At 74.7% G+C, this 20833-nt stretch carries 19 protein-coding genes; 6 read left to right on the top strand and 13 right to left on the bottom strand.

The window, feature by feature from the left end; genetic code table 11:
• Positions 1-53: 53 nt before the first annotated feature.
• The 3 genes from arsC to Q1K26_RS06555 are packed head-to-tail and all read right to left on the bottom strand — an operon-like array spanning position 54 to position 1968.
• Positions 54-395 (bottom strand): arsenate reductase (glutaredoxin), encoded by a 342-nt coding sequence (arsC, locus tag Q1K26_RS06565; protein WP_300008457.1) that lies wholly within the window; start codon positions 393-395, stop codon positions 54-56.
• A complete protein-coding gene (locus tag Q1K26_RS06560; protein WP_300008456.1) occupies positions 392-1180 on the bottom strand; it encodes a class I SAM-dependent methyltransferase in 789 nt (262 codons plus the stop codon). Before Q1K26_RS06560 ends, arsC begins: the two co-directional genes overlap by 4 nt.
• Positions 1177-1968, bottom strand: coding sequence for a siderophore-interacting protein (locus Q1K26_RS06555; protein WP_300008454.1), 792 nt, complete (start codon positions 1966-1968; stop codon positions 1177-1179). Before Q1K26_RS06555 ends, Q1K26_RS06560 begins: the two co-directional genes overlap by 4 nt.
• Positions 1969-2103: 135 nt before the next feature.
• Between Q1K26_RS06555 and Q1K26_RS06550 the strand changes: the two genes are divergently transcribed.
• Entirely contained in the window at positions 2104-2853 is a 750-nt protein-coding gene (locus tag Q1K26_RS06550) for a hypothetical protein (RefSeq protein WP_300008452.1), read from the top strand.
• 34 nt (positions 2854-2887) lie between these two features.
• On the opposite strand, the gene Q1K26_RS06545 is transcribed toward Q1K26_RS06550, so the two are convergent.
• The gene (locus Q1K26_RS06545; protein ID WP_300008450.1) at positions 2888-4405 is read right to left on the bottom strand and encodes a HAMP domain-containing sensor histidine kinase; all 1518 of its coding nucleotides are present in this window, start codon (positions 4403-4405) and stop codon (positions 2888-2890) included.
• Positions 4406-4435: 30 nt separating this feature from the next.
• Here Q1K26_RS06545 and Q1K26_RS06540 point away from each other — a divergent pair, with 30 nt between their 5' ends.
• Entirely contained in the window at positions 4436-5590 is a 1155-nt protein-coding gene (locus Q1K26_RS06540) for a CaiB/BaiF CoA-transferase family protein (RefSeq protein ID WP_300008485.1), read from the top strand.
• A gap of 120 nt (positions 5591-5710) precedes the next feature.
• Here Q1K26_RS06540 and Q1K26_RS06535 read toward each other — a convergent pair whose 3' ends face one another.
• A complete protein-coding gene (locus Q1K26_RS06535; RefSeq protein ID WP_300008448.1) occupies positions 5711-6568 on the bottom strand; it encodes a metallophosphoesterase in 858 nt (285 codons plus the stop codon).
• A 115-nt stretch (positions 6569-6683) separates the two neighbouring features.
• On the opposite strand from Q1K26_RS06535, the gene Q1K26_RS06530 reads away from it, so the two are divergent.
• Together Q1K26_RS06530 and glgX are read left to right on the top strand one after the other, a co-directional pair.
• Entirely contained in the window at positions 6684-6983 is a 300-nt protein-coding gene (locus Q1K26_RS06530; protein ID WP_300008446.1) for a Rieske (2Fe-2S) protein, read from the top strand.
• Positions 6984-7018: 35 nt separating this feature from the next.
• Positions 7019-9145, top strand: a complete 2127-nt coding sequence (glgX, locus tag Q1K26_RS06525; protein ID WP_300008483.1) for a glycogen debranching protein GlgX — start codon at positions 7019-7021, stop codon at positions 9143-9145.
• A 12-nt stretch (positions 9146-9157) separates the two neighbouring features.
• On the opposite strand, the gene Q1K26_RS06520 is transcribed toward glgX, so the two are convergent.
• From Q1K26_RS06520 to Q1K26_RS06510, 3 genes are all read right to left on the bottom strand, one after another.
• Positions 9158-10573, bottom strand: a complete 1416-nt coding sequence (locus Q1K26_RS06520) for an SDR family NAD(P)-dependent oxidoreductase (protein ID WP_300008444.1) — start codon at positions 10571-10573, stop codon at positions 9158-9160.
• Between the two features lie 10 nt (positions 10574-10583).
• Complete coding sequence (locus Q1K26_RS06515) at positions 10584-10973, bottom strand: DUF6319 family protein (protein ID WP_300008442.1); 390 nt, start codon at positions 10971-10973, stop codon at positions 10584-10586.
• A 94-nt stretch (positions 10974-11067) separates the two neighbouring features.
• Positions 11068-13743 carry an ATP-dependent helicase C-terminal domain-containing protein gene (locus tag Q1K26_RS06510; RefSeq protein WP_300008441.1) on the bottom strand — a complete coding sequence of 892 codons (2676 nt, stop codon included), beginning with the start codon at positions 13741-13743 and terminating at the stop codon, positions 11068-11070.
• 74 nt (positions 13744-13817) lie between these two features.
• On the opposite strand from Q1K26_RS06510, the gene Q1K26_RS06505 reads away from it, so the two are divergent.
• On the top strand, positions 13818-14180 hold the full coding sequence (locus Q1K26_RS06505) for a hypothetical protein (RefSeq protein WP_300008439.1): 363 nt from the start codon (positions 13818-13820) through the stop codon (positions 14178-14180).
• A gap of 160 nt (positions 14181-14340) precedes the next feature.
• On the opposite strand, the gene Q1K26_RS06500 is transcribed toward Q1K26_RS06505, so the two are convergent.
• Complete coding sequence (locus Q1K26_RS06500; protein WP_300008437.1) at positions 14341-15222, bottom strand: hypothetical protein; 882 nt, start codon at positions 15220-15222, stop codon at positions 14341-14343.
• Positions 15223-15346: 124 nt separating this feature from the next.
• Here Q1K26_RS06500 and Q1K26_RS06495 point away from each other — a divergent pair, with 124 nt between their 5' ends.
• A complete protein-coding gene (locus Q1K26_RS06495; RefSeq protein ID WP_300008435.1) occupies positions 15347-17317 on the top strand; it encodes an alpha-amylase family protein in 1971 nt (656 codons plus the stop codon).
• Positions 17318-17396: 79 nt separating this feature from the next.
• Here the strand turns inward: Q1K26_RS06495 and Q1K26_RS06490 are convergent, their stop codons facing one another.
• From Q1K26_RS06490 to Q1K26_RS06475, 4 genes are all read right to left on the bottom strand, one after another.
• A complete protein-coding gene (locus Q1K26_RS06490; RefSeq protein WP_300008434.1) occupies positions 17397-18155 on the bottom strand; it encodes an AIM24 family protein in 759 nt (252 codons plus the stop codon).
• The gene (locus tag Q1K26_RS06485) at positions 18152-18802 is read right to left on the bottom strand and encodes an AIM24 family protein (protein WP_300008432.1); all 651 of its coding nucleotides are present in this window, start codon (positions 18800-18802) and stop codon (positions 18152-18154) included. Before Q1K26_RS06485 ends, Q1K26_RS06490 begins: the two co-directional genes overlap by 4 nt.
• 3 nt (positions 18803-18805) lie before the next feature.
• Complete coding sequence (locus Q1K26_RS06480) at positions 18806-19429, bottom strand: AIM24 family protein (protein WP_300008430.1); 624 nt, start codon at positions 19427-19429, stop codon at positions 18806-18808.
• Between the two features lie 121 nt (positions 19430-19550).
• Positions 19551-20833, bottom strand: a 1283-nt coding sequence (locus Q1K26_RS06475) for an HNH endonuclease signature motif containing protein (RefSeq protein WP_300008428.1), incomplete at its 5' end; no start/stop codon positions are given.

Genomic DNA, 20833 nt, shown 5'->3' with positions numbered 1-20833 from the left:
GAACGGCACGTCCGTCCACTCCTGGTGGACCGGAGTGCCGTTCGTTGCGGCCGCTACGGCAGGAGCTCGCGGACCCGCTCGGGCGGGCGGGCGAGCACCGCCCGGTCGCCGTCGATCACCACCGGCCGCTCGATCAGCGACGGGTGCGTGGCCAGCGCGTCGAGCAGCGTGTCCCGGTCGGCGCCGGTGAGCCCGAGCTCGCGGTAGGCGGCCTCGCCGGTGCGCACGAGCACCGCGGGGTCGTCGGTGCCCAGCCGCCGCAGCACGTCCTCGATCTCGGCGCGCGAGGGCGGGGTGTCGAGGTAGCGCACCACCTCGGGGGTGACGCCGGCCTCGGCGAGCACCTGCAGCACGCCACGGCTCTTCGAACAGCGGGGGTTGTGCCAGACGATCACGGCGTGCAGCGTACGCCGGTGCCGATCAGGGCGCGGATCGCGAACGTGTCGACGGCCAGGTCGGTGAGGTAGCGCTCGTGGACGCGGGCCACGGCAGCGCGGTCCAGGCCGTCGATCAGGGCGCGGGCCCCGGAACCGACGCAGAGCTCCCAGCCCAGTGCCGGGGTGACCGCGACGTCGTGGGCGAAGGTGCGCACGGCGATGTCCCCGGCGCCGACCTCGGCAAGCCAGGCGGACAGCTTGTCCGCCGAGTCGACGCGCGCCGCCGCGTCGCGCTGCCACAGCGGCGCGGGCGGCGGGTTCCCGGCGGCCGCGTGCTCGGCGATCGCGGCCTGGGCGAACGGGCCGACCAGCGGCTCCACCGACCCGGCCGCCCAGGTGGTCACCGCGATCCGCCCGCCAGGGCGCAGCAGGCCCAGCAGGTGCGCGGTGCCCGCGTCCATGTCGGGCAGGAAGAACACGCCGAACACGCACGTGACGACGTCGTAGGCGGGTGCGGTCCAGGTGGTGACGTCGGCGGTGTGGAACGCGACGCCGGGCGCGCGGTCGCGCCCGGCGTCGACGAGCGCCCCGGCCAGGTCGACGGCGTCGACGTGCCCGCCCGGCCCGACCGCGCGGGCGGCGGGCAGCGCGGCGGCCCCGGCACCGCAGCAGGCGTCGAGCACGCGCTCGCCGGGTCGCGGCCCGACGACCTCGACGGTGGCGGCGCCGACCGGGTCCCACAGCAGCGGGGTCCAGACGGCGAACCCTGCGGCCGAGGCGTCGAACACCGCTCCGACGCTCATACGTCCGCTTCCACCGCGCGGTTCCACTCGGCCTTGCTCGACTGCCAGCCGTCCTCGGTGAACGAGCGGCGCCAGTAGCCCGACACCGACAGGTCGGCCCGCGGGACCCGGCGGTCTCCGAGCAGGTGGCGGCGCAGGGCCCGGGTGGCCACCGCCTCGCCGTGTACGAAGGCGTGGACCCGCCCGTGCGGGAACTCCAGCTTCTCCACGGCACGCAGCAGCAGGTCGGGGGCGGCGGGGTCGGACTCGCGGTGCAGCCAGGTGAGGTGCAGGTCGCCGGGGCAGTCGAGGAGGAGCTCGTCGGCCGGGCCGTCGACCTCGACGAACACGTGCACGGGCGCGCCGGCCGGGATCCGGGCGAGCGACACGCTGATGGCGGGGAGCGCGCTCTCGTCACCGGCCAGCAGGTGCCAGTCGGCGGCCGGGTCGGGGGAGTAGGCCCCGCCGGGGCCGCGGAACTGCAGCAGGTCGCCCGGCCGGGCGGACTGCGCCCACGGTCCGGCCACCCCGGTGTCGCCGTGCACGACGAAGTCGATCGTGAGCCGGCCCGCCTCCCACGCCCGCACCGAGTACGTGCGCATGACCGGCCACTGCTCGCGGGGCAGCTCGGCGCGCACCTGCTCGGCGTCGAACGGCACCGTGTAGGGCGCCCCGGGAGGGGGGAACATCAGCTTGACGTAGTGGTCGGTGCACGTGCCCGCGGCGAACCCGTCCAGGCCCTCCCCGCCGAGCACGACGCGCACCATGTGCGGGGTCAGCTGCTCGATGTCCTCGACCGTGCCGTACACGGGCACCTCCCTCGTTGACTTAGGTCACCCTAACACGATGGGGGGCTGCCGGGCGCGTCGTCACGGGTGCGCCGGTAAGAGTTCTCTCATCCCGGCCTCATCCACGGGTAGATCCGCTGCGCGACAGTGGTCGTCGTGCAGGAGCATCAGCAGAGCACCGTGCCCGGGCGCGGGCGCCGGCGGGGCGTCGCCGCGGTCGTGCTTGCGTTCCCCGTCGTCGTCGGGATGGCGACCATCGGGATCTCCGACGGCTGGCTCGGCCCCGACGCCGTGCGGGTCGACGGGGGCGACGCCGACCGGGCCGTCCCGGTCCTGCCCGGTGGCGTGCCCCGGCTGGAGGGGCTGGTCGGCCTGAGCGCGCCTGGTCCGGTCCCGCTCGACGGGCGCGGTGTGCCGGGATCACCGGTCGGCCTCGGGCAGGGCGGCTCCGGGACCGCGTTCCCGGGGGCGGCCCCCGCCGATCCCGCGCCGGCCGGCGGCGGGACCGCGAGCCCGGTCGGTACGGGCGACGACGACAGCCCCACTCTCGGGGGCAGCCCCACTCTCGGGGGTGGCGCCGCTCCGGCGCCGGTCGGTGGTGGGGGCGACGATGACGACGGCGGGCCGGCGCCGGGCGACGATGACGACACCCCCCTGCCCGGTGGCGGCGATGACGACGACGCGCCCGCACCCGGCGGCGACGACGATGACGACGTGCCCGGTGGCGGGGACGGCGATGACGACGACGCGCCCGCACCCGGCGGCGGCGACGATGGCGACGTACCCGGCGGTGGGGACGACGATGACGACGATCGCGTTGCGGTCCCCGCGGCGACCGCCGACGACGACGGGGACGACGGGGACGACGACGGTGACGACGACGGGGACGACGGGGACGACGGCTGAGCCCCGCGCGAGCAGCCGGGGCCGGAGCGTCGCCTCAGCCGGCGGGCGGCGCCGCCGGCACCTCGATCGTGAACCGGGCCCCCGCACCGGGCACCGAGTCCAGACGGACCCGCCCCCCGTGGGCCTCGGCGATGGCCCGCACGATCGCGAGCCCCAGTCCCGCTCCGCTGCGGTGGCTGCGCGCCCCGCCGGTCGACCCTCGCGAGAACCGCTCGAAGATCCCCTCCGCGTCCTCGGCCCGCACCCCCGGCCCGGTGTCGGCGACCCACACCGACACCGTGTCGACGCCCGCCCGCCGCTCGACCGCGGAGCCGATGCGGATGGTCGCCCCGACCTCGGTGTGCTGCACCGCGTTCTGCGCGAACTGCACCACGGCCTGCGTGATGCGCTGCGCGTCGATGCGGACCGCACCCTCGCCGCAGGTCTCCAGCACCCAGTGCCGATCGGCCAGCGAGCGCACCTTGGCGTCGATGTCGCTGGTCAGCTCGGCCAGCTCCACCGGAGCGGGCCGGACGAAGTCCGGGCGCTCGGACTTGGCCAGCACCAGCAGGTCCTCGACGATGCGGCTCATCCGGTCCAGCTCATCGGTGCACAGCCGCACCACCTCCGCCCGTTCGGTCGGGGCTCCCGGGAGGTTGCCCAGGCCCATGACCTCGAGGTTGCCGCGGATGATCGTGATGGGGGTGCGCAGCTCGTGCCCGGCGTCGTCGACGAACTCGCGCTGCGTGGCGAACGCCCGCTGCAGCCGGTCGAGCATGGCGTTGAAGCGGTCGGCGAGCGCCGAGAGGTCGTCGTTCCCGGTGACCGGGATGCGCCGGGACAGGTCGTCCTCGGTGATCTCCTCGGCGGTGCGCCGGACCAGCCGCAGCGGCGCGAGGATCTGCCCGGACACGATCCACGACGCGACGCCGGCCAGTAGCAGCCCGATCGCGCTGACGATCGCGAGCGTGCGGATGGACTCGTCGATGTCGGCGCGTGGCGGGTCGAGCAGCTCGCCGACGATGAAGTAGCCGTCGACGGCGTCGGGGTCGATGTCCAGCGGGGTGCGCGCCCAGCGCACCGGCCCCTCCGCGGTGGTGACCTCACCGGCGTTCACCGTGGCCGCCAGGATCGTGGCGAGGACGTCGGCGTCCATCGCCTCCAGCCGGCTCGCCCGGCCCTGGGCCTGCGGCGAGGTGCCGTCGGCGAAGACCCCGACCTGAACCTGGTCCTCGCCCGGTCGCTGCCGCTCCAGGTGGATCTTCATGAGCTCGACGGCGTTCGCGAACGGCAGGCCGGTCTCCGGGTTCACCCCGACGTCGACGAACTGGGTGAACTCCTCCGACTCCTGCTGCAGCTCCGCGGTGATCTCGGCGTCCAGGTCGGCGAGCAGCAGGTTGCGCGTGACGAGGACGACCGAGACGAGCGCCACGGTGAGCAGCAGCAGCAGCCAGGCCATGATCCGCGCCCTGGCGGGCAGGCCCAGCCGGTGCTCGACCGTGGCCGCGTCGGGCGCGGCGGGGCGCGTCGTGACGCTCACCACGGAGGTGGCCGGCCGAACCGTGGAGGTCATCTGCACCACCCGATCGTGTCGAGCGTGACAATACCGGGCGTGCTGCCCTTGAACGGAATCGTGATCGTGTCCTGCGAGCAGGCTGTCGCCGCCCCCTTCGCCACCCGCCAGCTCGCCGAGCTGGGGGCTCGGGTGATCAAGGTGGAACGTCCGGGGGAGGGCGACTTCGCCCGCCGCTACGACGAGACCGTCGCCGGACAGTCCAGCCACTTCGTGTGGCTCAACCGCTCCAAGGAATCGATCGCGCTGGACCTCAAGTCCCAGGCCGACGTCGTGCACCGGCTGCTGGAGCACGCCGACGTCTTCGTCCAGAACTTCGCCCCCGGAGCGGCCGAGCGCCTGGGTCTCGGCGCCGACGAGCTGCGGGAGCGCCACCCGCGGCTGATCACGTGCTCGATCTCCGGCTACGGCCCCACCGGCCCCTACCGCGACGCCAAGGCCTACGACCTGCTGATCCAGTCCGAGGCGGGCCTGGTGTCGGTGACCGGGACCCCCGACGAGCCGGCCAAGGCGGGCATCCCGGCCGCCGACATCGGGGCCGGGATGTACGCGTTCGCCGGCATCCTCGCCGCGCTCTACGACCGCGAGCGGACCGGGGCGGGCACCCACGTGGAGATCAGCCTGTTCGACGCACTCGTCGAGTGGATGGGCTTCCCGCTGCACTACACGGCGGGCGGCGGGTCCGCGCCGCGCCGCAGCGGTACCAGCCACTCCGCGATCGCGCCGTACGGGACGTTCGCGGCGGGCGACGGCACGGAGGTCGTGGTGGGGATCCAGAACGAGCGCGAGTGGGTCGCCTTCTGCGGCTCGGTCCTGGAGCTGCCGGAGCTGGCGGCGGACCCGCGCTTCGACAGCGGCTCCCGGCGCGTCGCGAACCGGCCCGCGCTGCACGCCGAGATCGACGCGGTGCTCGCCGAGCTGACCGGCGAGCAGCTCACCGCCCGGCTCACCGACGCCCGGATCGCCCACGGTCGGCGCCGCGAGGTGGCCGACGTGCTGCGGCACCCGCAGCTCGCCGCCCGCGACCGCTGGAGGACGGTCGACTCGCCCGGCGGCCCGGTGCGGGCGCTGCTCCCGCCGATCACGCTGCCCGACCGGCCGCCGCGGATGGACCCGATCCCGGCCGTCGGCGAGCACACCGAATCGATCCTTGCCTGGTTGGACACCCAACCCGACCGGCGGTGATCGTGCGGATCGGTGCCGGTCGCCTCGCACACAGGTCCGCGTGCCGGCACACAGGTCCGGCCCTGTGTGCCGACCCCGTACGGTGTGTGCGAGCGGGGTGGCGAGGGCCTGCGGCCTGGTTCAGCGTCTGGTCAGGCGGGCGATCATCTCCTCCAGCTCGGCCCGGTCGACCGCCGCCACCGTCTCCGCGCCCACCGCGACCGCCGTGACCAGCAGGTCGTCGGCGAACACGTCGATGCGGCTCACCGCGGGGGTGCGCACCGTGCGTCCCCGCCCGTCCGCCGCCAGGGCGTCCCAGGTGGTCGACGTCGATCCGCCGGTCCACACCGGGATCCCGGCGATCGCCCCCGCACTCACGACGTGGGTGTGCCCGGCCAGCACGATCCGCACGTCGGACCCGGCGAGCACGGTGCCCAGCGCGGCCCGGTCGGCCAGCTCGATGGCCGCCGACAGCGGGGACGACGTCGGCAGCGGCGGGTGGTGCAGGGCGAGCACGGTGCCGTCGGGGGCGGGTACGGCCAGCTCGGCACCCAGCCAGGCCAGCTGTGCGGGCGTCAGCTCGCCGTGGCTCGCCCCCGGCACCGTCGTGTCCAGCACGACCACCCGCAGCGCCCCCAGCCACACCACCCGGTCGTGGGGGTCCGTGCTCGCGGGCTCGTCGAGCAGGTGGACCCGCGCGGTCGCGCGGTCGTCGTGGTTGCCCAGCACGTGGATCACCGGCACGCCGATCCGGGCGGCCGCCGGCTCGACGAGCGCGCGGAAGCGCCGGTAGCTCGCCGCGTCCCCGCCTTCGACGAGGTCCCCGGTGAACAGCAGCGCCGCTGGGCGCAGGCCGGAGTCCTCCACCACGCCCAGTGCGGCCGCCAGCCCGGGCAGCGGGTCGTGGCCACCGGCGAGGCGCGCATCCTCGGGAACCAGGTGGGTGTCGGTGAACTGGATCAGCGTGTGGTCGGGGGTCGCCGCGTCCTCGGGGATCACACCGTCGATCGTCGCGCCCCCCGGTGAACGGGACGTGTCGCGACGCGCCCCGCCCGACCGGAATCCGCTCGAACACCACGGTCGGGGTCCGGGACGGGGTCGTAGGCTGGGCGGCGTGACCGGGCCGCTCACCACCGTCGACGCGATCCCGGTCGGCGGTGGCGTGATCTTCGCGGCCGAGCGGGTCGTGGTGACCCAGCCCACCGCGGGAGAGTTCGTGGCGTTCGACACCACCTGCACCCACCGGGCCTGTGCCGTCCGGTCCGTGGCGGGCGGCGCCATCAGCTGCTTCTGCCACGGCAGCCGCTTCCGGATCGCCGACGGCTCCGTGGCGGGCGGGCCGGCTCCGGCACCGCTGACCCCCGTGCCGATCACGGTGACCGACGGGGAGATCAGGCTCGGCGAGCGTCCATAGCCTGCGGGCCGGGTGACCGGGTGGTATCACCACGTGTGCACATCTGGCCTGGACAGCCCCACCCGCTCGGCGCCACCTACGACGGGGGCGGCACCAACTTCGCGATCTTCTCCGAGATCGCGGACCGCATCGAGCTGTGCCTGCTCGACGACGCCCCGGACGGATCGGGCACCGTCGAGTCGCGGATGGACCTGCCCGAGCGCGACGGCCTGATCTGGCACGGCTACCTGCCCCGCATCGGCCCCGGGCAGCGCTACGGCTACCGGGTGCACGGCCCGTACGATCCCGCCGCGGGATTGCGCTGCAACCCGGCCAAGCTGCTGCTCGACCCGTACGCCATGGCGATCGACGGTGAGAACACCTGGGACGAGGCGCTGTTCAGCTACCGCTTCGGTGACCCCGACTCCGTGAACGACGTCGATTCCGCGCCGCACGCGATGACCTCGGTGGTGGTCAACCCGTTCTTCGACTGGGCGGACGACCGCCCGCTGCGCATCCCCTACCACGACACGGTGATCTACGAGGCGCACGTCAAGGGCATGACGATGCGGCACCCGGGCGTGCCCGACGACGTCCGGGGCACCTATGCGGGCCTCGCGCACCCGGCGACGATCCGCCACCTGCGGTCCCTGGGCGTCACCGCGTTGGAGCTCATGCCGGTGCACCAGTTCGTCCACGACTCCGCGCTCGCGGACCGGGGGCTGCGCAACTACTGGGGCTACAACACCATCGGCTTCTTCGCCCCGCACAACGGCTACGCCTGCTTCGGGACCCGCGGCGAGCAGGTGCAGGAGTTCAAGACGATGGTGCGGTCCCTGCACCGGGCGGGTATCGAGGTGATCCTCGACGTCGTCTACAACCACACCGCCGAGGGCAACCACCTCGGCCCGACGCTGTCCTTCCGTGGCATCGACAACCACGCCTACTACCGGCTCGTCGACGGCGACCCGGCCTACTACTACGACACCACCGGCACCGGCAACAGCCTCAACGTGCGCCATCACGAGTCGCTGCGGCTGCTGATGGACTCGCTGCGGTACTGGGTCACCGAGATGCACGTCGACGGTTTCCGCTTCGACCTCGCGGCGAGCCTGGCTCGGGAGTTCCACGAGGTGGACCGGCTCTCGGCGTTCTTCGACCTCGTCAACCAGGACCCGGTGATCAGCCGCGTCAAGCTGATCGCGGAGCCGTGGGACGTCGGCGAGGGCGGCTACCAGGTGGGCCGGTTCCCGCCGCTGTGGACGGAGTGGAACGGCCGCTACCGCGACACCGTGCGCGACTTCTGGCGCGGTGAGCCCGCCAGCCTCGCCGACTTCGCCTCCCGGTTCACCGGCTCCTCGGACCTCTACGAGGCCGACAACCGCCGCCCGATCGCCTCGATCAACTTCGTGACCGCGCACGACGGGTTCACCCTCGCCGACCTGGTGTCCTACAACGACAAGCACAACGAGGCCAACGGCGAGGACAACCGCGACGGGGAGAGCCACAACCGGTCCTGGAACCACGGCGCGGAGGGCCCGACCGAGGACGCCGAGATCAACGTCCTGCGCGAGCGCCAGAAGCGCAACATCCTCACCACCCTGCTGCTCAGCCAGGGCGTCCCGATGATCGCCCACGGTGACGAGCTCGGCCGCACCCAGCACGGCAACAACAACGTGTACTGCCAGGACTCCGAGCTGTCCTGGATCGACTGGGACGACGCCCGCCAGCACGAGGTGCTCACCGAGTTCACCGCCGGGCTGGCCCGGCTGCGGGCCGCGCACCCGGTCTTCCGCCGCCGCCGCTTCTTCCAGGGCCGGGCCATCCTCGGCTCGGACATCCACGACATCGCATGGCTGCGCCCGGACGGTCGGCAGATGACCGAGGGCGACTGGAACGGCGGCAACGCGTGCTCCCTCGCGGTGTTCCTCAACGGCAAGGGCATCCCGGAACGCGACGCGCTGGGCGACCCGATCGTCGACGACTCGTTCCTGCTGCTGGTCAACGCCCATCACGTGCCGACCCGGTTCACGCTGCCCGACGAGTCCTACGGCCGGGCGTGGGAGATCGTGGTCGACACCGCCGATCCGCTGCTGGTCAACGCGCGGCGCAGGCACCCGGCCCCCGGTGGCCGCCTGCGCGTCGTCGCGAGGGCGCTGATGGTCCTGCGCAGCCGCTACTGATCCCGAACCGCATCACCAGTTCGTGGGGGCGTAGTCCTTCAGGAAGCAGCCGTGGACGTCCTCGCCCGCCTCGCCGCGCACGATCGGGTCGTAGACCCGTGCCGCGCCGTCGACCAGGTCCAGCGGGGCGTGGAAGCCCTCCTGCGCCAGGCGCAGCTTGGTGGGGTGCGGGCGCTCGTCGGTGATCCAGCCGGTGTCCACCGCCGTCATCAGGATGCCGTCGGAGGCCAGCATCTCCGCCGAGCTGGTGCGCGTCAGCATGTTGAGCGCGGCCTTGGCCATGTTCGTGTGCGGGTGACCCGGTCCCTTGTAGGCGCGGCTGAACTGCCCCTCCATGGCGCTGACGTTCACGACGTACTTGCGGCGCGCCGCCGCGGCGGCCATCGCCGGGCGCAGACGGCTGATCAGGATGAACGGGGCGGTCTGGTTGCACAGCTGCACCTCGAGCAGCTCGAGGGGGTCGACCTCGTCGACGTGCCGGGTCCAGCTGTTCACCGACGCGGTGTCGGGGAGCAGCCCGCCCGCGTCGATCGCGGTGCCGGCCGCGATCCGCTGCGGTGACGCCGACCGGGCCGCCATCGCCAGTTCGGTGACGGCGTGCGGGCTCTGCTGTTCCAGGCTGCCGGCCAGCGCCGCCGGGTGGGCGTCGCTGACGTGGTCGAACGTGATCACCTCGACCGGGGTCTCCGGCAGCGTGGCGCGCTCGGCCTCGACCAGCGCGGCGTACGAGCCGGGGGAGCGGCGCACGGTCTGGGCGGCGTTGTTGACCAGGATGTCCAGCGGCCCCTGTGCCGCGACGGTGTCGGCGAGCGCCACGACCTGCGCGGGATCGCGGAGGTCGACCCCGACGACGCGGAGCCGGTGCAGCCAGTCGGCGCTGTCGTCCATCGCGGAGAAGCGGCGCACGGCGTCGTGCGGGAAGCGCGTGGTGATCGTGGTGTGCGCACCGTCGCGCAGCAGCCGCAGCGCGATGTACATCCCGATCTTGGCGCGGCCGCCGGTGAGCAGGGCGCGGCGCCCGGTGAGGTCGGTGCGGGCGTCGCGGCGGGAGCGGTTCAGGGCCGCGCACGGCGGGCACAACTGGTGGTAGAACGCATCGACGACGGTGAACCGGCGCTTGCACGTGTAGCAGGCCCGTGACCGCAGCAGGGTGCCCGCCGTGGCCCCGGCCGCGGTGGAGACCAACGGGATCCCGGCGGTCTCGTCGTCGATGCGCCCCGGCGCCCCGGTGGCGGTGGCGGCGGTGACCGCGTGGTCGGCGGCCGCCACCGCGTCCCGCTTGGCGTGGCGGCGGGCCAGCTTGACCGACTTCCAGATCCCGGCCGTGGCCCGCCGGACCGCGACGGCGTCGGGGTGCTCGGGTTCGAGGTCGTTGACCTGGGCGAGCACCCGCAGGCAGGTCTGCAGGTCGGTGGGGTCGATGGACACGAGCCAGAGGTTACGGCGCCTGCTCGTCCATCTCCGCGAGTGCCTTGCGGGCCTGCTCCAGCTCGGCCTCCAGCGCGGCGACGCGGGCGGCGCGCTGCTCGCGGGCGGCACCGATGACGGCGTCGATCGGCTCGGCGACCTCGGGATGCAGCTCGGCCGCGGCCCGGGACACGGCGGCGGCGGTGACCGGCAGCCCGCGGGTGATCCACGAGCTGCCCTTCTTGAGCTCGGCCTGCCACTCGCCGTCGGCGGTGCCGCTGACGGTGAGCGTGAGCTCGACCGTGCGCGTGGTGCGGGCGGTGGAGCCCTTGGGCCGGCCGCGGCGGCGGGCCGGGGCGTCGACCGCCGCGGGCTCGGCGGCCGGCTCGGCGGCGGACGGGACGGCTTCGGCAGTACTCATCGGTGCGACGTGCTCCTTCGGGACGGTCCGGCGATCCATCGTGATGGTAGAACGCATGTTCGACGCCGGTGTCCGCGGGGTGTGCCCGGAGGCGCTACCGCCGCGGACGCGACACGCGGCGGGTCGGGGCCGCGGCGAGCGGGTCCTCCGGCCACGGGTGCTTGGGGTAGCGGCCCCGCATCTCACCGCGGACCTGCGGGTAGCCGGTGGCCCAGAACGATGCCAGGTCGGCGGTGACCGCGAGCGGGCGCCCGGCGGGGGAGAGCAGGTGCAGCACCACCGGCAGCCGCCCGCCCGCGACCGTCGGGGTCTCGGTCCAGCCGAAGCACTCCTGCAGCTTCACGGCGAGGACGGGCTGGTCACCGGACCAGTCCAGGGTGACCCGTGACCCGGTCGGCACCGTGATCCGCTCCGGGGCCAGCTCGTCGAGCGCGGCGGTGTGGCGCCAGTCCAGGCGGGAGCGCAGCACGGCGGCGGCGTCGATGCGACCGAGGTCGGCGCGGCTGCGCGCGCGCGTGAACGGGCCGGTCCACCACGGGTCGGGATCGGCGAGCAGGGCCTCGTCCGACACGTCCGGCCACGGCTCGGCCAGCACCCGGTGCAGGGTGGCCAGGCGGTCGCGCAGCCTGCGGGCGCCGTCGGACCAGCGCAGGAGGACCGTGCCCTCGGCCCGCAGCCCGTCGAGCAGCGCGGCGCGGAGCGCGCCCGGGTCCGGGCGGTCGAGGCGGCGTTCCTCCAGCAGGATCGCGCCGAGCCGCCGGACGTGCCGGGCCACCACGTCGCCGCGTACCCACGCGATCTCGTCCGCGTCGGTCAGGAGCGCGGGCGCGGCGAGCTCCGCGAGCTCGCGGTCGGCCGCCGCGGCCAGGCGCACGGTTGCGTTCTCGGCGCCGGGGGCGCGGTCGGCGACGGCCACCGCCAGCCACTCCGCCGCGGCCAGCGGGCTCCCCGGTGGCAGCGCGACCGCCGTGCCGCCGGCCATCAGGTACAGCGCTCCCCGCGCGGCGCGCCGTCCCGGAGTGGGTGGTGCCGCGGCCGCCGTGGGGCGCCTCCGCGCGAGCCGCTCCGGATGCGCCAGCGCGACGACGAGCGCAGCGTGATCGCGATCCACCGCACCCTGTGCCCCCGGGGAACGCCCTGGTGCGCGGTTCGCACCGACCATCGGGCCGGATGCCTGGTCCGGCGACCTGGTCCGACCGCCGCCGTCCCCGATCGCATGATCGTGATCCATCGCACGCCCGTGCTGCGGGAAGGGCGCTCCCGTGCGGTCGCCGGCGTTCTCCGTGCCGGAGCGCCGCCTCGTCGGCTGCGCGGGCGCGCCGCCCGGGGCGGCGAGGCGGCGCAGGCGGGCCGCCTCGGTGCGCCACCGGCCGCTGCCCGGGGCCGAACCCGAGCGCAGCCGGGACAGCTCGGTGTCGGCGTCGGCCCCGGTGCCCAGGGTGTCGTCGTCGAGCAGCGCCACCACCTCCGCCGCGGTCCGGACGCCGACGAGCGCGGCTCCGTCCAGCAACGCCCTGGCCAGGCGCGGGTGCAGGCCGAGTCCGGCCATCCGACGGCCGCGATCGGTCACGGTGCCGTCGCGGGACAGCGCGCCGAGCGCGGTCAGCACCTCCTGCCCGGCGCGCAGCGGACCCTCCGGCGGGACGTCCCACCAGCGCAGGCCGGTGCCGTCGGGGGTGCCCCAGCAGGCGAGGTCCAGCGCGAGGCGGGTGAGGTCGGCGGTCCGGATCTCCGGCTCCGGGTAGCGGGGGAGCAGCTCACCCGCGGGCCAGCAGCGGTGCACCCGGCCGGGAGCCTGGCGGCCCGCACGCCCGGCGCGCTGCTGCGCCACAGCGTCCGACACCCGCACGGTGACCAGCCCGGACAGGCCGCGGCGGTGGTCCACGCGCGGCACCCGGGCGAGCCCCGCGTCGACGACGGCCCGCACCCCGGGCACCGTCAGGCTCGACTCGGCCACCGACGTCGCGAGCACGACCCGCCGCCGCGGGCCCGCGCGCAGTGCCGCGTCCTGCTCGGCGGCGGGCAGCCGCCCGTGCAGCGGGAGGACGTCCGCGTCGATCCCCGACAGCGCCGCCGCGGTGCGGCGGATCTCCGCGACGCCGGGCAGGAACGCCAGCACGTCGCCGTCCCCGGCGTCGAGGGTGGCCCGGACGGCCCGCGCGACACAGGCCTCGATCCGCTCGCCCCGCAGCGGCGTGACGTGGTGCACCGCGACCGGGAACGTGCGGGCCTGCACCGCGAGCACGGGCACGTCCCCCAGGACGGCGGCCAGCCGCCCGGTGGCGACGGTCGCCGACGTGGCGAGCAGCCGCAGGTCGGGCCGCAACCCGTCGCGGGCGTCGAGGAGCAGGGCGAGCAGCAGGTCGGCGTCGAGGTGGCGCTCGTGGCACTCGTCGAGCAGCACCGCCCCGACCCCGGACAGCTCGGGGTCGGCGGCCAGGCGGCGCAGCAGCAACCCGGAGGTGACGACCTCGATCCGGGTGTGTCGCGAGGTGCGCGAGTCGCCGCGCACGGAGTACCCCACCGTCTCCCCGACGGCCTCGCCCAGCAGCGTCGCCATCCGGGCCGCGGCGGCGCGTGCGGCGAGCCTGCGGGGCTCGGCGACCAGCACCCGCCCGGTGCCCGCGGCGGCCAGCGCGAGCGGCACCAGCGTGGTCTTGCCGGTACCCGGCGGCGCGACCAGCACGGCGGCACCGTGGGCGTCGAGCGTGCCGGTGACCTCGTCGAGCACGTCCCGCACCGGCAGGTCGGGCAGCGGGGGCAGGCGCATCGGGCCCATTGTCCCCCGCGCGGGCGTGGCGGCGTGCCGCGCGGGGACGGCGGCGGGCTGCGAGGATCCTCGGCATGACCTGGCTCCCCCGCACGCTCGGCGTGCTCACCGCCGCCTACGGCCTGTCCACCCTCGTCAAGCCCGCGATCTTCGCCAGGCCCGCCGGGCTGTCGGGGGCCGAGCCGCCCGCGCCGGTCGGCATCCTCGTGCGCGCGGTCGGGGCGCGCGACCTCGCCAACGGCATCGCGATCGCCGCCGCACCGGCCGGGCCCGCCCTGCAGCTGGCCATCGCCGCCCGGATCGCGGGCGACCTCGGCGACGCGCTGGTGTTCGCGCTGTCCCCCAACGAGGACCCCGCGGCGAAGCGCAAGGCGGTCGGTGTCGGGGTGGGCTGGGGCGCGCTGAACCTGATCGGCCTCCTGGTCGCCCGCCGCTGAGGCGGCCCGCGGGCGACACTGCGGGGACCTCGCACATAGGTCCCGGGGTCGGCACACAGGTCCCGGGGTCGGCACACAGGTCCGGACCTGTGTGCGAGCCCCGCAACCTGTGTGCGAGCCGCGTCCCGCGCGCATGCGTGCCGGCCGCGCGGGTGGCGCGTCACGGCAGGTCGTCCAGGCGAGCTCTCGCGCGGGCGGTGCGGGTGGCCGCGGTGCTGGCCTCCCGGGCCGCCGCGCGGGCCGCGGCCGCGGCCTCCCGCCCGTCGGCGGCCGCGGTGCGCTCGTGCTTCTGCGCGGCGTCGAGCTCCTCGGTGAGCCTGGCGACGCGTTCGCGGGCGGCCGCGTGGGCCGCGGCGGCGTCCTCGTGGGCCGACTCGGCGGCGTCGCGGCGTTCCCGGGCCGCCGCCTCGGCCGCCTCGGCGTCGTCGAGGTCGCGGCGGCGTTCGGCCCGCTGCCGGTCGAGCCGGGCCCGCTCGGCCGGGTCCTCCTCGGGCGCCGCATCCTCCGGGGGCGGCGAGGGCGCCGGGCGCGGCTCGCGCGGCTTCGGCGTGGCGCCGGGCTCGGCCTCCGGGCCGAAGCCGGAGTAGCTGATGGTGCGGGTCAGCCGCCCGGACCGGACCTCGTCGGCCACCACCGGATCGGCCAGCGCCGCCTCCAGGATGTCGCCCAGCTCGCGCAGCAGCGAGTCGTTGACGGGTTCGTGCGCCTCCCGCGCCAGCCGTCCCGCCTCGCGCGCCATGGCCGCCACCAGCTGCCGGCGCCGCGAGGACAGGGCACGCAGCGCGTCGCCGTCGAGGGTGCGCTGGGCGTCGGCGAGGCTCCCGGCCAGCGTGAGCAGCCCGTCGAGCTGCTCGGCGCGGTGCCGGGCCAGCAGGTTCGCCAGCCACGCCGCGCGGGTGGGCCTGCGCAGGCGTCCGGCGGCCGTCGCGAACTCCCGGTCCCCGCGCTCGCGCGCCGCGCGGACGGCCTCGTCCCGGGTGGCGACGAAGTCGGCGGGCGGGGCGGTGTACAGCGCGTCGGCGAGGTCGTCGAGATCGGACACAGCCCCGACCCTAGAGCGCCGGGCGCACCTCGGAGCCACAGTGCTGTTCTCGGGCGGCCGGACGTGCAGTAGGGCTCCGAAGTGCGGCGGGTCCCCGCCGCCGGTGGTGCGGCAGGATGGGCCGGTGATCGAGTTTCCCGGCTCCGGACCCCGGCCCGACGTCGAGGCGCGCAGGCGGTCGGCGGCCGCGCTGGCCCGGCTCCGGCCGGGGATCGCGGCTGATGCGCACCGCAGGCTGGGCCGGGCCGACGCCGTGGGATTCGTCGCCCGCCTGGACCAGTGGTTCGCCGACGTCCACGCGCCGATCGACGCCCTCTATGGCGAGGAGCACGTGGAGGGGCTGCTGCGCATCGCGCTGGATGCCGCCGTCGCCCGCCCGGCCGGCCTGCGCGAGACCGACCGGCGCCGCGAGGTGGACCCGCGCTGGTACCAGCACCAGTCGACGATCGGCTACGTCGCCTACACCGACCGCTTCGCCGGCACCCTGGACGCCGTCGGGGAACGCCTCGACCACCTCGCCGAGCTGGGCGTCACCTACCTGCACCTGATGCCGCTGCTGCGACCCCGCGACGGGGAGAACGACGGCGGCTACGCGGTGGCCGACTACCGCGCTGTCGATCCCCGCCTGGGCACGATGGACGACCTGTCGGCGCTCGCCGGCGCGCTGCGCGAGCGCGGGATGAGCCTGTGCGTGGACCTGGTGCTCAACCACACCGCCCGCGAGCACCCGTGGGCGCGGGGCTGGCTGACCGGTGACCCGCAGTACGCGGGCTTCTACATCGCCTACCCCGACCGCACGATGCCCGACGCCTACGAGGCCACCGTCGTCGACGTCTTCCCCGATCGCGCACCCGGTTCGTTCACGCACGTGCCCGGGGCGGGCTGGGTGTGGACCACGTTCTTCGGCTACCAGTGGGACCTCGACTACACCAACCCGCGCGTGCTCGCCGCGATGCTCGGGGAGATCGTCTGGCTGGCCAACCGGGGCGTGGAGATCTTCCGGATGGACGCGGTGCCGTTCATGGGCAAGCGGCTGGGCACCACCTGGACGAACCAGCCCGAGGTGCACGCCATCGTGCAGGCCCTGCACGCGTGCGCGAAGCTCGCCGCTCCGGCCACGGTGTTCAAGGCCGAGGCGATCGTGGCCCCGGAGGACCTGGTGGCCTACCTGGGCGCGCACGAGCGCTACCGCCCGGAGTGCGAGCTGGCCTACCACAACCAGCTCATGGTGATGCTGTGGTCGAGCCTGGCCACCAAGGACGCGCGGCTGGCCGTGCAGTCGCTGCGACGCCTCGCGCCCGTCCCGGCCGAGACGTCGTGGGCCACCTATGTGCGCTGTCACGACGACATCGGCTGGGCGGTCAGCGAGACCGACGCGGGTGCCGTCGGCTACGACCCCTGTGCCCACCGCGACTTCCTCAACTCCTTCTTCTCGGGCGAGTTCCCGATGTCCTACGCCCGCGGCGCGCGGTTCCAGGAGAACCCGGAGACCGGCGACGCCCGCATCTCCGGGTCCGCCGCGGCGCTGTGCGGCATCAGCGAGGCCCGCGCCCGGGGCGACGCCCGTGCCGTCGAGCACGGGATCCGCCGGCTGGTGCTGCTGCACGCCGTCGCGCTCGCCTGGGGCGGCGTGCCGCTGCTGTACATGGGCGACGAGCTCGCCCAGGGCAACGACACCTCCTACCTCGACGACCCGGAGCTCGCGGCCGACAACCGCTGGATGCACCGCCCCTTCTTCGACGACGCCGCGGCCGCCCGCCGCCACGACCCGGCCACCGTCGAGGGCCGCGTGTTCGGCTGGTTCCGCGCGCTCACCACCACGCGGGCCGACCTGCCCGCGCTGCACGCCGGAGGGGAGTCCGCGGTGCTCGACGTCGACTCGCCGCACGTGCTGGCCTGGCGCCGCCGCCACCCCCGCAGCGGCCACTTCGCCGGGCTGGTCAACTTCGCCGAGCACGCCGTCTCGATCGACGCGCACTGCCTGGACGGCCTCGGCGCGCTGGACACGGTCCTGTCCAGCGACGGCCCGATGCTGGTGCACCAGGACCGCCTCGTGCTCCCCGCGCTCGGCTTCGTCTGGCTCGCCGAGCCGTAGCTCGCACACAGGTTGCGGGGCCCGCACACGGGGCCGGACCTGTGTGCGGCACCCGGAAGGTGTGTGCGAGCCCGGACGTCTACCGCTGCTGCTGGGCCAGCTGCTGCGCGACGACCTGTTGCATGCGCTGCAGGCCGGACAGCCCCAGCGCGCCGACCTGGCCCTCCAGCTGCCGCAGCAGGTGCGGATCGGCCACCGACCCCTCGCTGGACTGGATCAGCACGGTGCCGGCGCCGGTGAAGTCGAACTGCCGCTCCTCGCCGGAGTTGGCCCCCATCATGCCCATCGCGCTGGACAGGAACCCGCTCATCCACCCGGCGTCGTAGTGGTGCGACGGTGACGGGCAGTCCGCCCAGCCGACCAGCGCCTGCGGGTCGACCCGGATCGGCGGCTCGGCGAAGATCACCGGCCCGGAGCTGGAGGCGAGGAACTTGCCGGTGCCGATCAGCGTCAGGAATCCGGGCACGATCGACTGCTTGAGCTCCAGCGTGGAGTCGAAGGCCAGCAGGTTGGCCGCGCGCAGGGTCAGGTTGCCGGCGTCGAGGTCGTAGCTGTTGATGTCGTAGCCGCGGTCGCCGAGGATCAGGTGCCCGGCGCCGGAGGCCACCACCCAGTCGCGGGTGTAGAGCGGCGCGGAGAACCGGGTGGCCACCATGCCGCCGATGCTGGCCGCCGTGAGCGGCTCGAACCGGATGCCCTGGCTGTGCGGCGCCGGGTAGTAGGCGATCATCCGCCCGGTCTGCATGAACAGCTGCCCGTCCAGGCGCACGCAGTAGGCGTAGTGGTTGCCCGGGATGTTGTCGTTGTCCGGCAGGGTCTGGGGGTTGAGAGGGATCACAGCTTCTGCTCCGATGCCTGGACGTAGACGGTGCCGTGGCCCGTGCACTTGAGCTGCACGGCCTCGCCGGAGCCGCGGCCGACCGCGTCGCGCCAGCCCACCGACGCGGAGATGTCGACGTTCACCTGTCCGACGTGCGCGACGAACGCCTGCGGGTCGACCGCCACCGGCCCGGCGTTGCCGACCGGGATCGCGATCGTGCCGCCGTGGCTCAGCACGGCGGCGGTGCCGTAGCCGTGCAGCTGGGTGGTGAACAGCCCCTGCCCGGACACGGCCCCGCGCACCGCGCCGCGGATGCCGCCCTGCGAGCCGAGGAACACCGTCGTGGACTGCAGCGCCGCGTCGTGCGCGACGAGCCGGTCGGCCTCCACGGTGAGGGGACCCGCGCCGTCCAGCTCGATGATCGTGATGTAGAGGCCGTGGTAGCCGTAGTGCACGGTGCCGCTGCCCTGGGCGACCATCATCGCGACCTGCTCGCCGGCCGCCATCCGCCCGACCATGCCGCCCGCGCCACCGGGGCCCATGTGCACGGGGGAGAAGTTGACGTCACCGGTGTAGGCGAGCATCGCGCCGCGCCGGGCCAGGATCTCCCGCCCGGGTGCGACCGGCGCGCTGATGACCTTGCCGTTGACCTGCTCGAAGGGCATGTCTCAGCGCTCCTCGGGCTGGATGTAGACGACGCCGCTGCCGTCGAAACGCAGCGAGAACGCCTCGCCGGAGCTCTCTCCGATGAGGTTGCGCCAGGACACGTCGGTGACGAAGGACTGGTTCAGGTTGCCCATGCTGGCGACGAACGCGTCCGGGTCGACCACCAGTGGGAACTGGGGTGTCACCTCCAGCGCGATCGGTGGGCCGCCGGAGGACAGCAGCGCCACCGTGCCGTGCCCGGTGACGGTGGTGGTGAACAGCCCCTGCCCCGACGACGCCCCGCGGACCCCGGCGAATGCGACGTCGGTCTTGAGCTTGTCCGACAGGGCCAGCAGCTGCTCGGACTCGACCTTGAGGGTCTCGCCGTTCAGCTCGACGATCAGCACCTCCATCGCGTCCTTCGCGAACCAGACGGTGCCGCTGCCGCTGCACTGCATGAGCGCGACGGACTCGCCGGTGGCGCGGCGTTTGAGCCCGGCCATCAGACCGTCGCCGCCGCCCATACCGGCGTTCTTGAACGTGACGTCGCCGGTATAGGCGATCATCGAGCCGGTGGCGGCGCGCACCGCGTTGCCGGACACGTCGATCTCCAGTACGCGCGATCCGTTGAGCCGGAAGCCCTGCATGGCGCCGATCTTGGCACAAGATCGGGTTGCCGCGGAGGGGCATCTCTTGGTGTGCCGCCCGGTGGCCGTCGGCCGGTCGGACGGCAGGGCCGTGATCGGAGAACGTCGGCCCGCCTGTGAACTACTCCCGGTAGTCGTGGGGTTGGGTCCAGTACCGGTGTCCGGTGGGGGTGATCCATTCGACGCGGCGGTCGTGGTGGAGGACGACCTGCCAGCCGGGGTGTTCTTTCATGTGATGGTGGGTGGTGCATGCGGTGCACAGGTTGGCCTCGTCGGTGGGCCCGCCGGTGCTCCATGGGGTGACGTGGTCGAGTTCGCAGGTCGCCGCGGCGCGGCGGCACCCCGGGGTGCGGCAGGTGACGTCGCGGCCGCGGACGAAGTCGGCCAGCCCGGCGGGGGGCCGGTACACGGTGCGCCCGTAGTCCAGCAGCGCCCCGGACGCGGGGTCGACGAGCAGCCGCCGCCAGACCGAGTCGGTGGCGATGTCGCGGGCCAGGTGCGCGGGGATGGGGCCGTACCCGGCCAGCTCACACGGCTCGTCATCCGCGCCGGTGAGGGTGGAGTACGGGACGATCACGGTGATCAACGGCTTGCCCGGGGTGACCGGCAGGGCCGCGGTCATCTCGGCGGGGTCGGTGTTGGGGTCGCGTAGCACCAGTTTCCCGGTGACCGCGGCGACGAGCAGGTCGGTGCGGCGCTGGTCGAGGGTGCGCGGATCGGTCGCGCCCATGCCGCGGGCCAGGCGGGTGAGCCATTCGAAGGATGCGGCCGCGTCGGGTGCGGGCATCCGCGCCCACAGCGTGGCCATGCCGTCCTCGCCGGGGAACACGTCCACCCGCCGCGCCTGTTTCGCGCTGCGGTGCCGGGCCGCGGCCCCGTCGGTGTCGACGGCGAGGATCGCTCGGCGCAGGGCGGCGTCGAGCTGCGCCCAGGTCTGCCCGGGTGCCCGGGCCAGCACCCGTTCCTGCACGGCGGCCGCGAGGTCGTCGTCGAGGTGTTCGACGCGGTCGCAGATCAACCGGGCCCGCGACCCGTCCAGCCCCCCGGTCTCGAGGAGGTCGCGGGTGGGGCGCAGCACCGCGTCCAGGCGGACGGCGCGGGCGAGCCGGGCGTGCGCGGACCCGCGGGACACGGTGGTCGCGAGGGCGATCTCGTCGGCGGCCCACTGCCGCACCTCCCCCGCCGGCACCGACGGGTGATCGGCGGGGCGGGCGGCGAACTCGGCCAGCACCGCGGCCTGCCGGGCCGCGGCCCACGCGGCGAGCTTCTCGTACCCGACCACCGCATCCACCAGTTCGGCATCCGACAGGGCCGCCGGGTGCCCGGTGGCGAAGTCCAGTTCGGCGGCGAACACCCCCGACGGCGGCGTGTCGGCCATGGTGGGCGGGGGTTCGGCGGCGTCCC

The organism is Pseudonocardia sp. (genome assembly GCF_029263155.1).
Taxonomy (GTDB): domain Bacteria; phylum Actinomycetota; class Actinomycetes; order Mycobacteriales; family Pseudonocardiaceae; genus Pseudonocardia.
The sequence above is the reverse complement of the archived record's forward strand: the minus strand, read 5'-3'. Positions and strand labels throughout refer to the sequence as shown.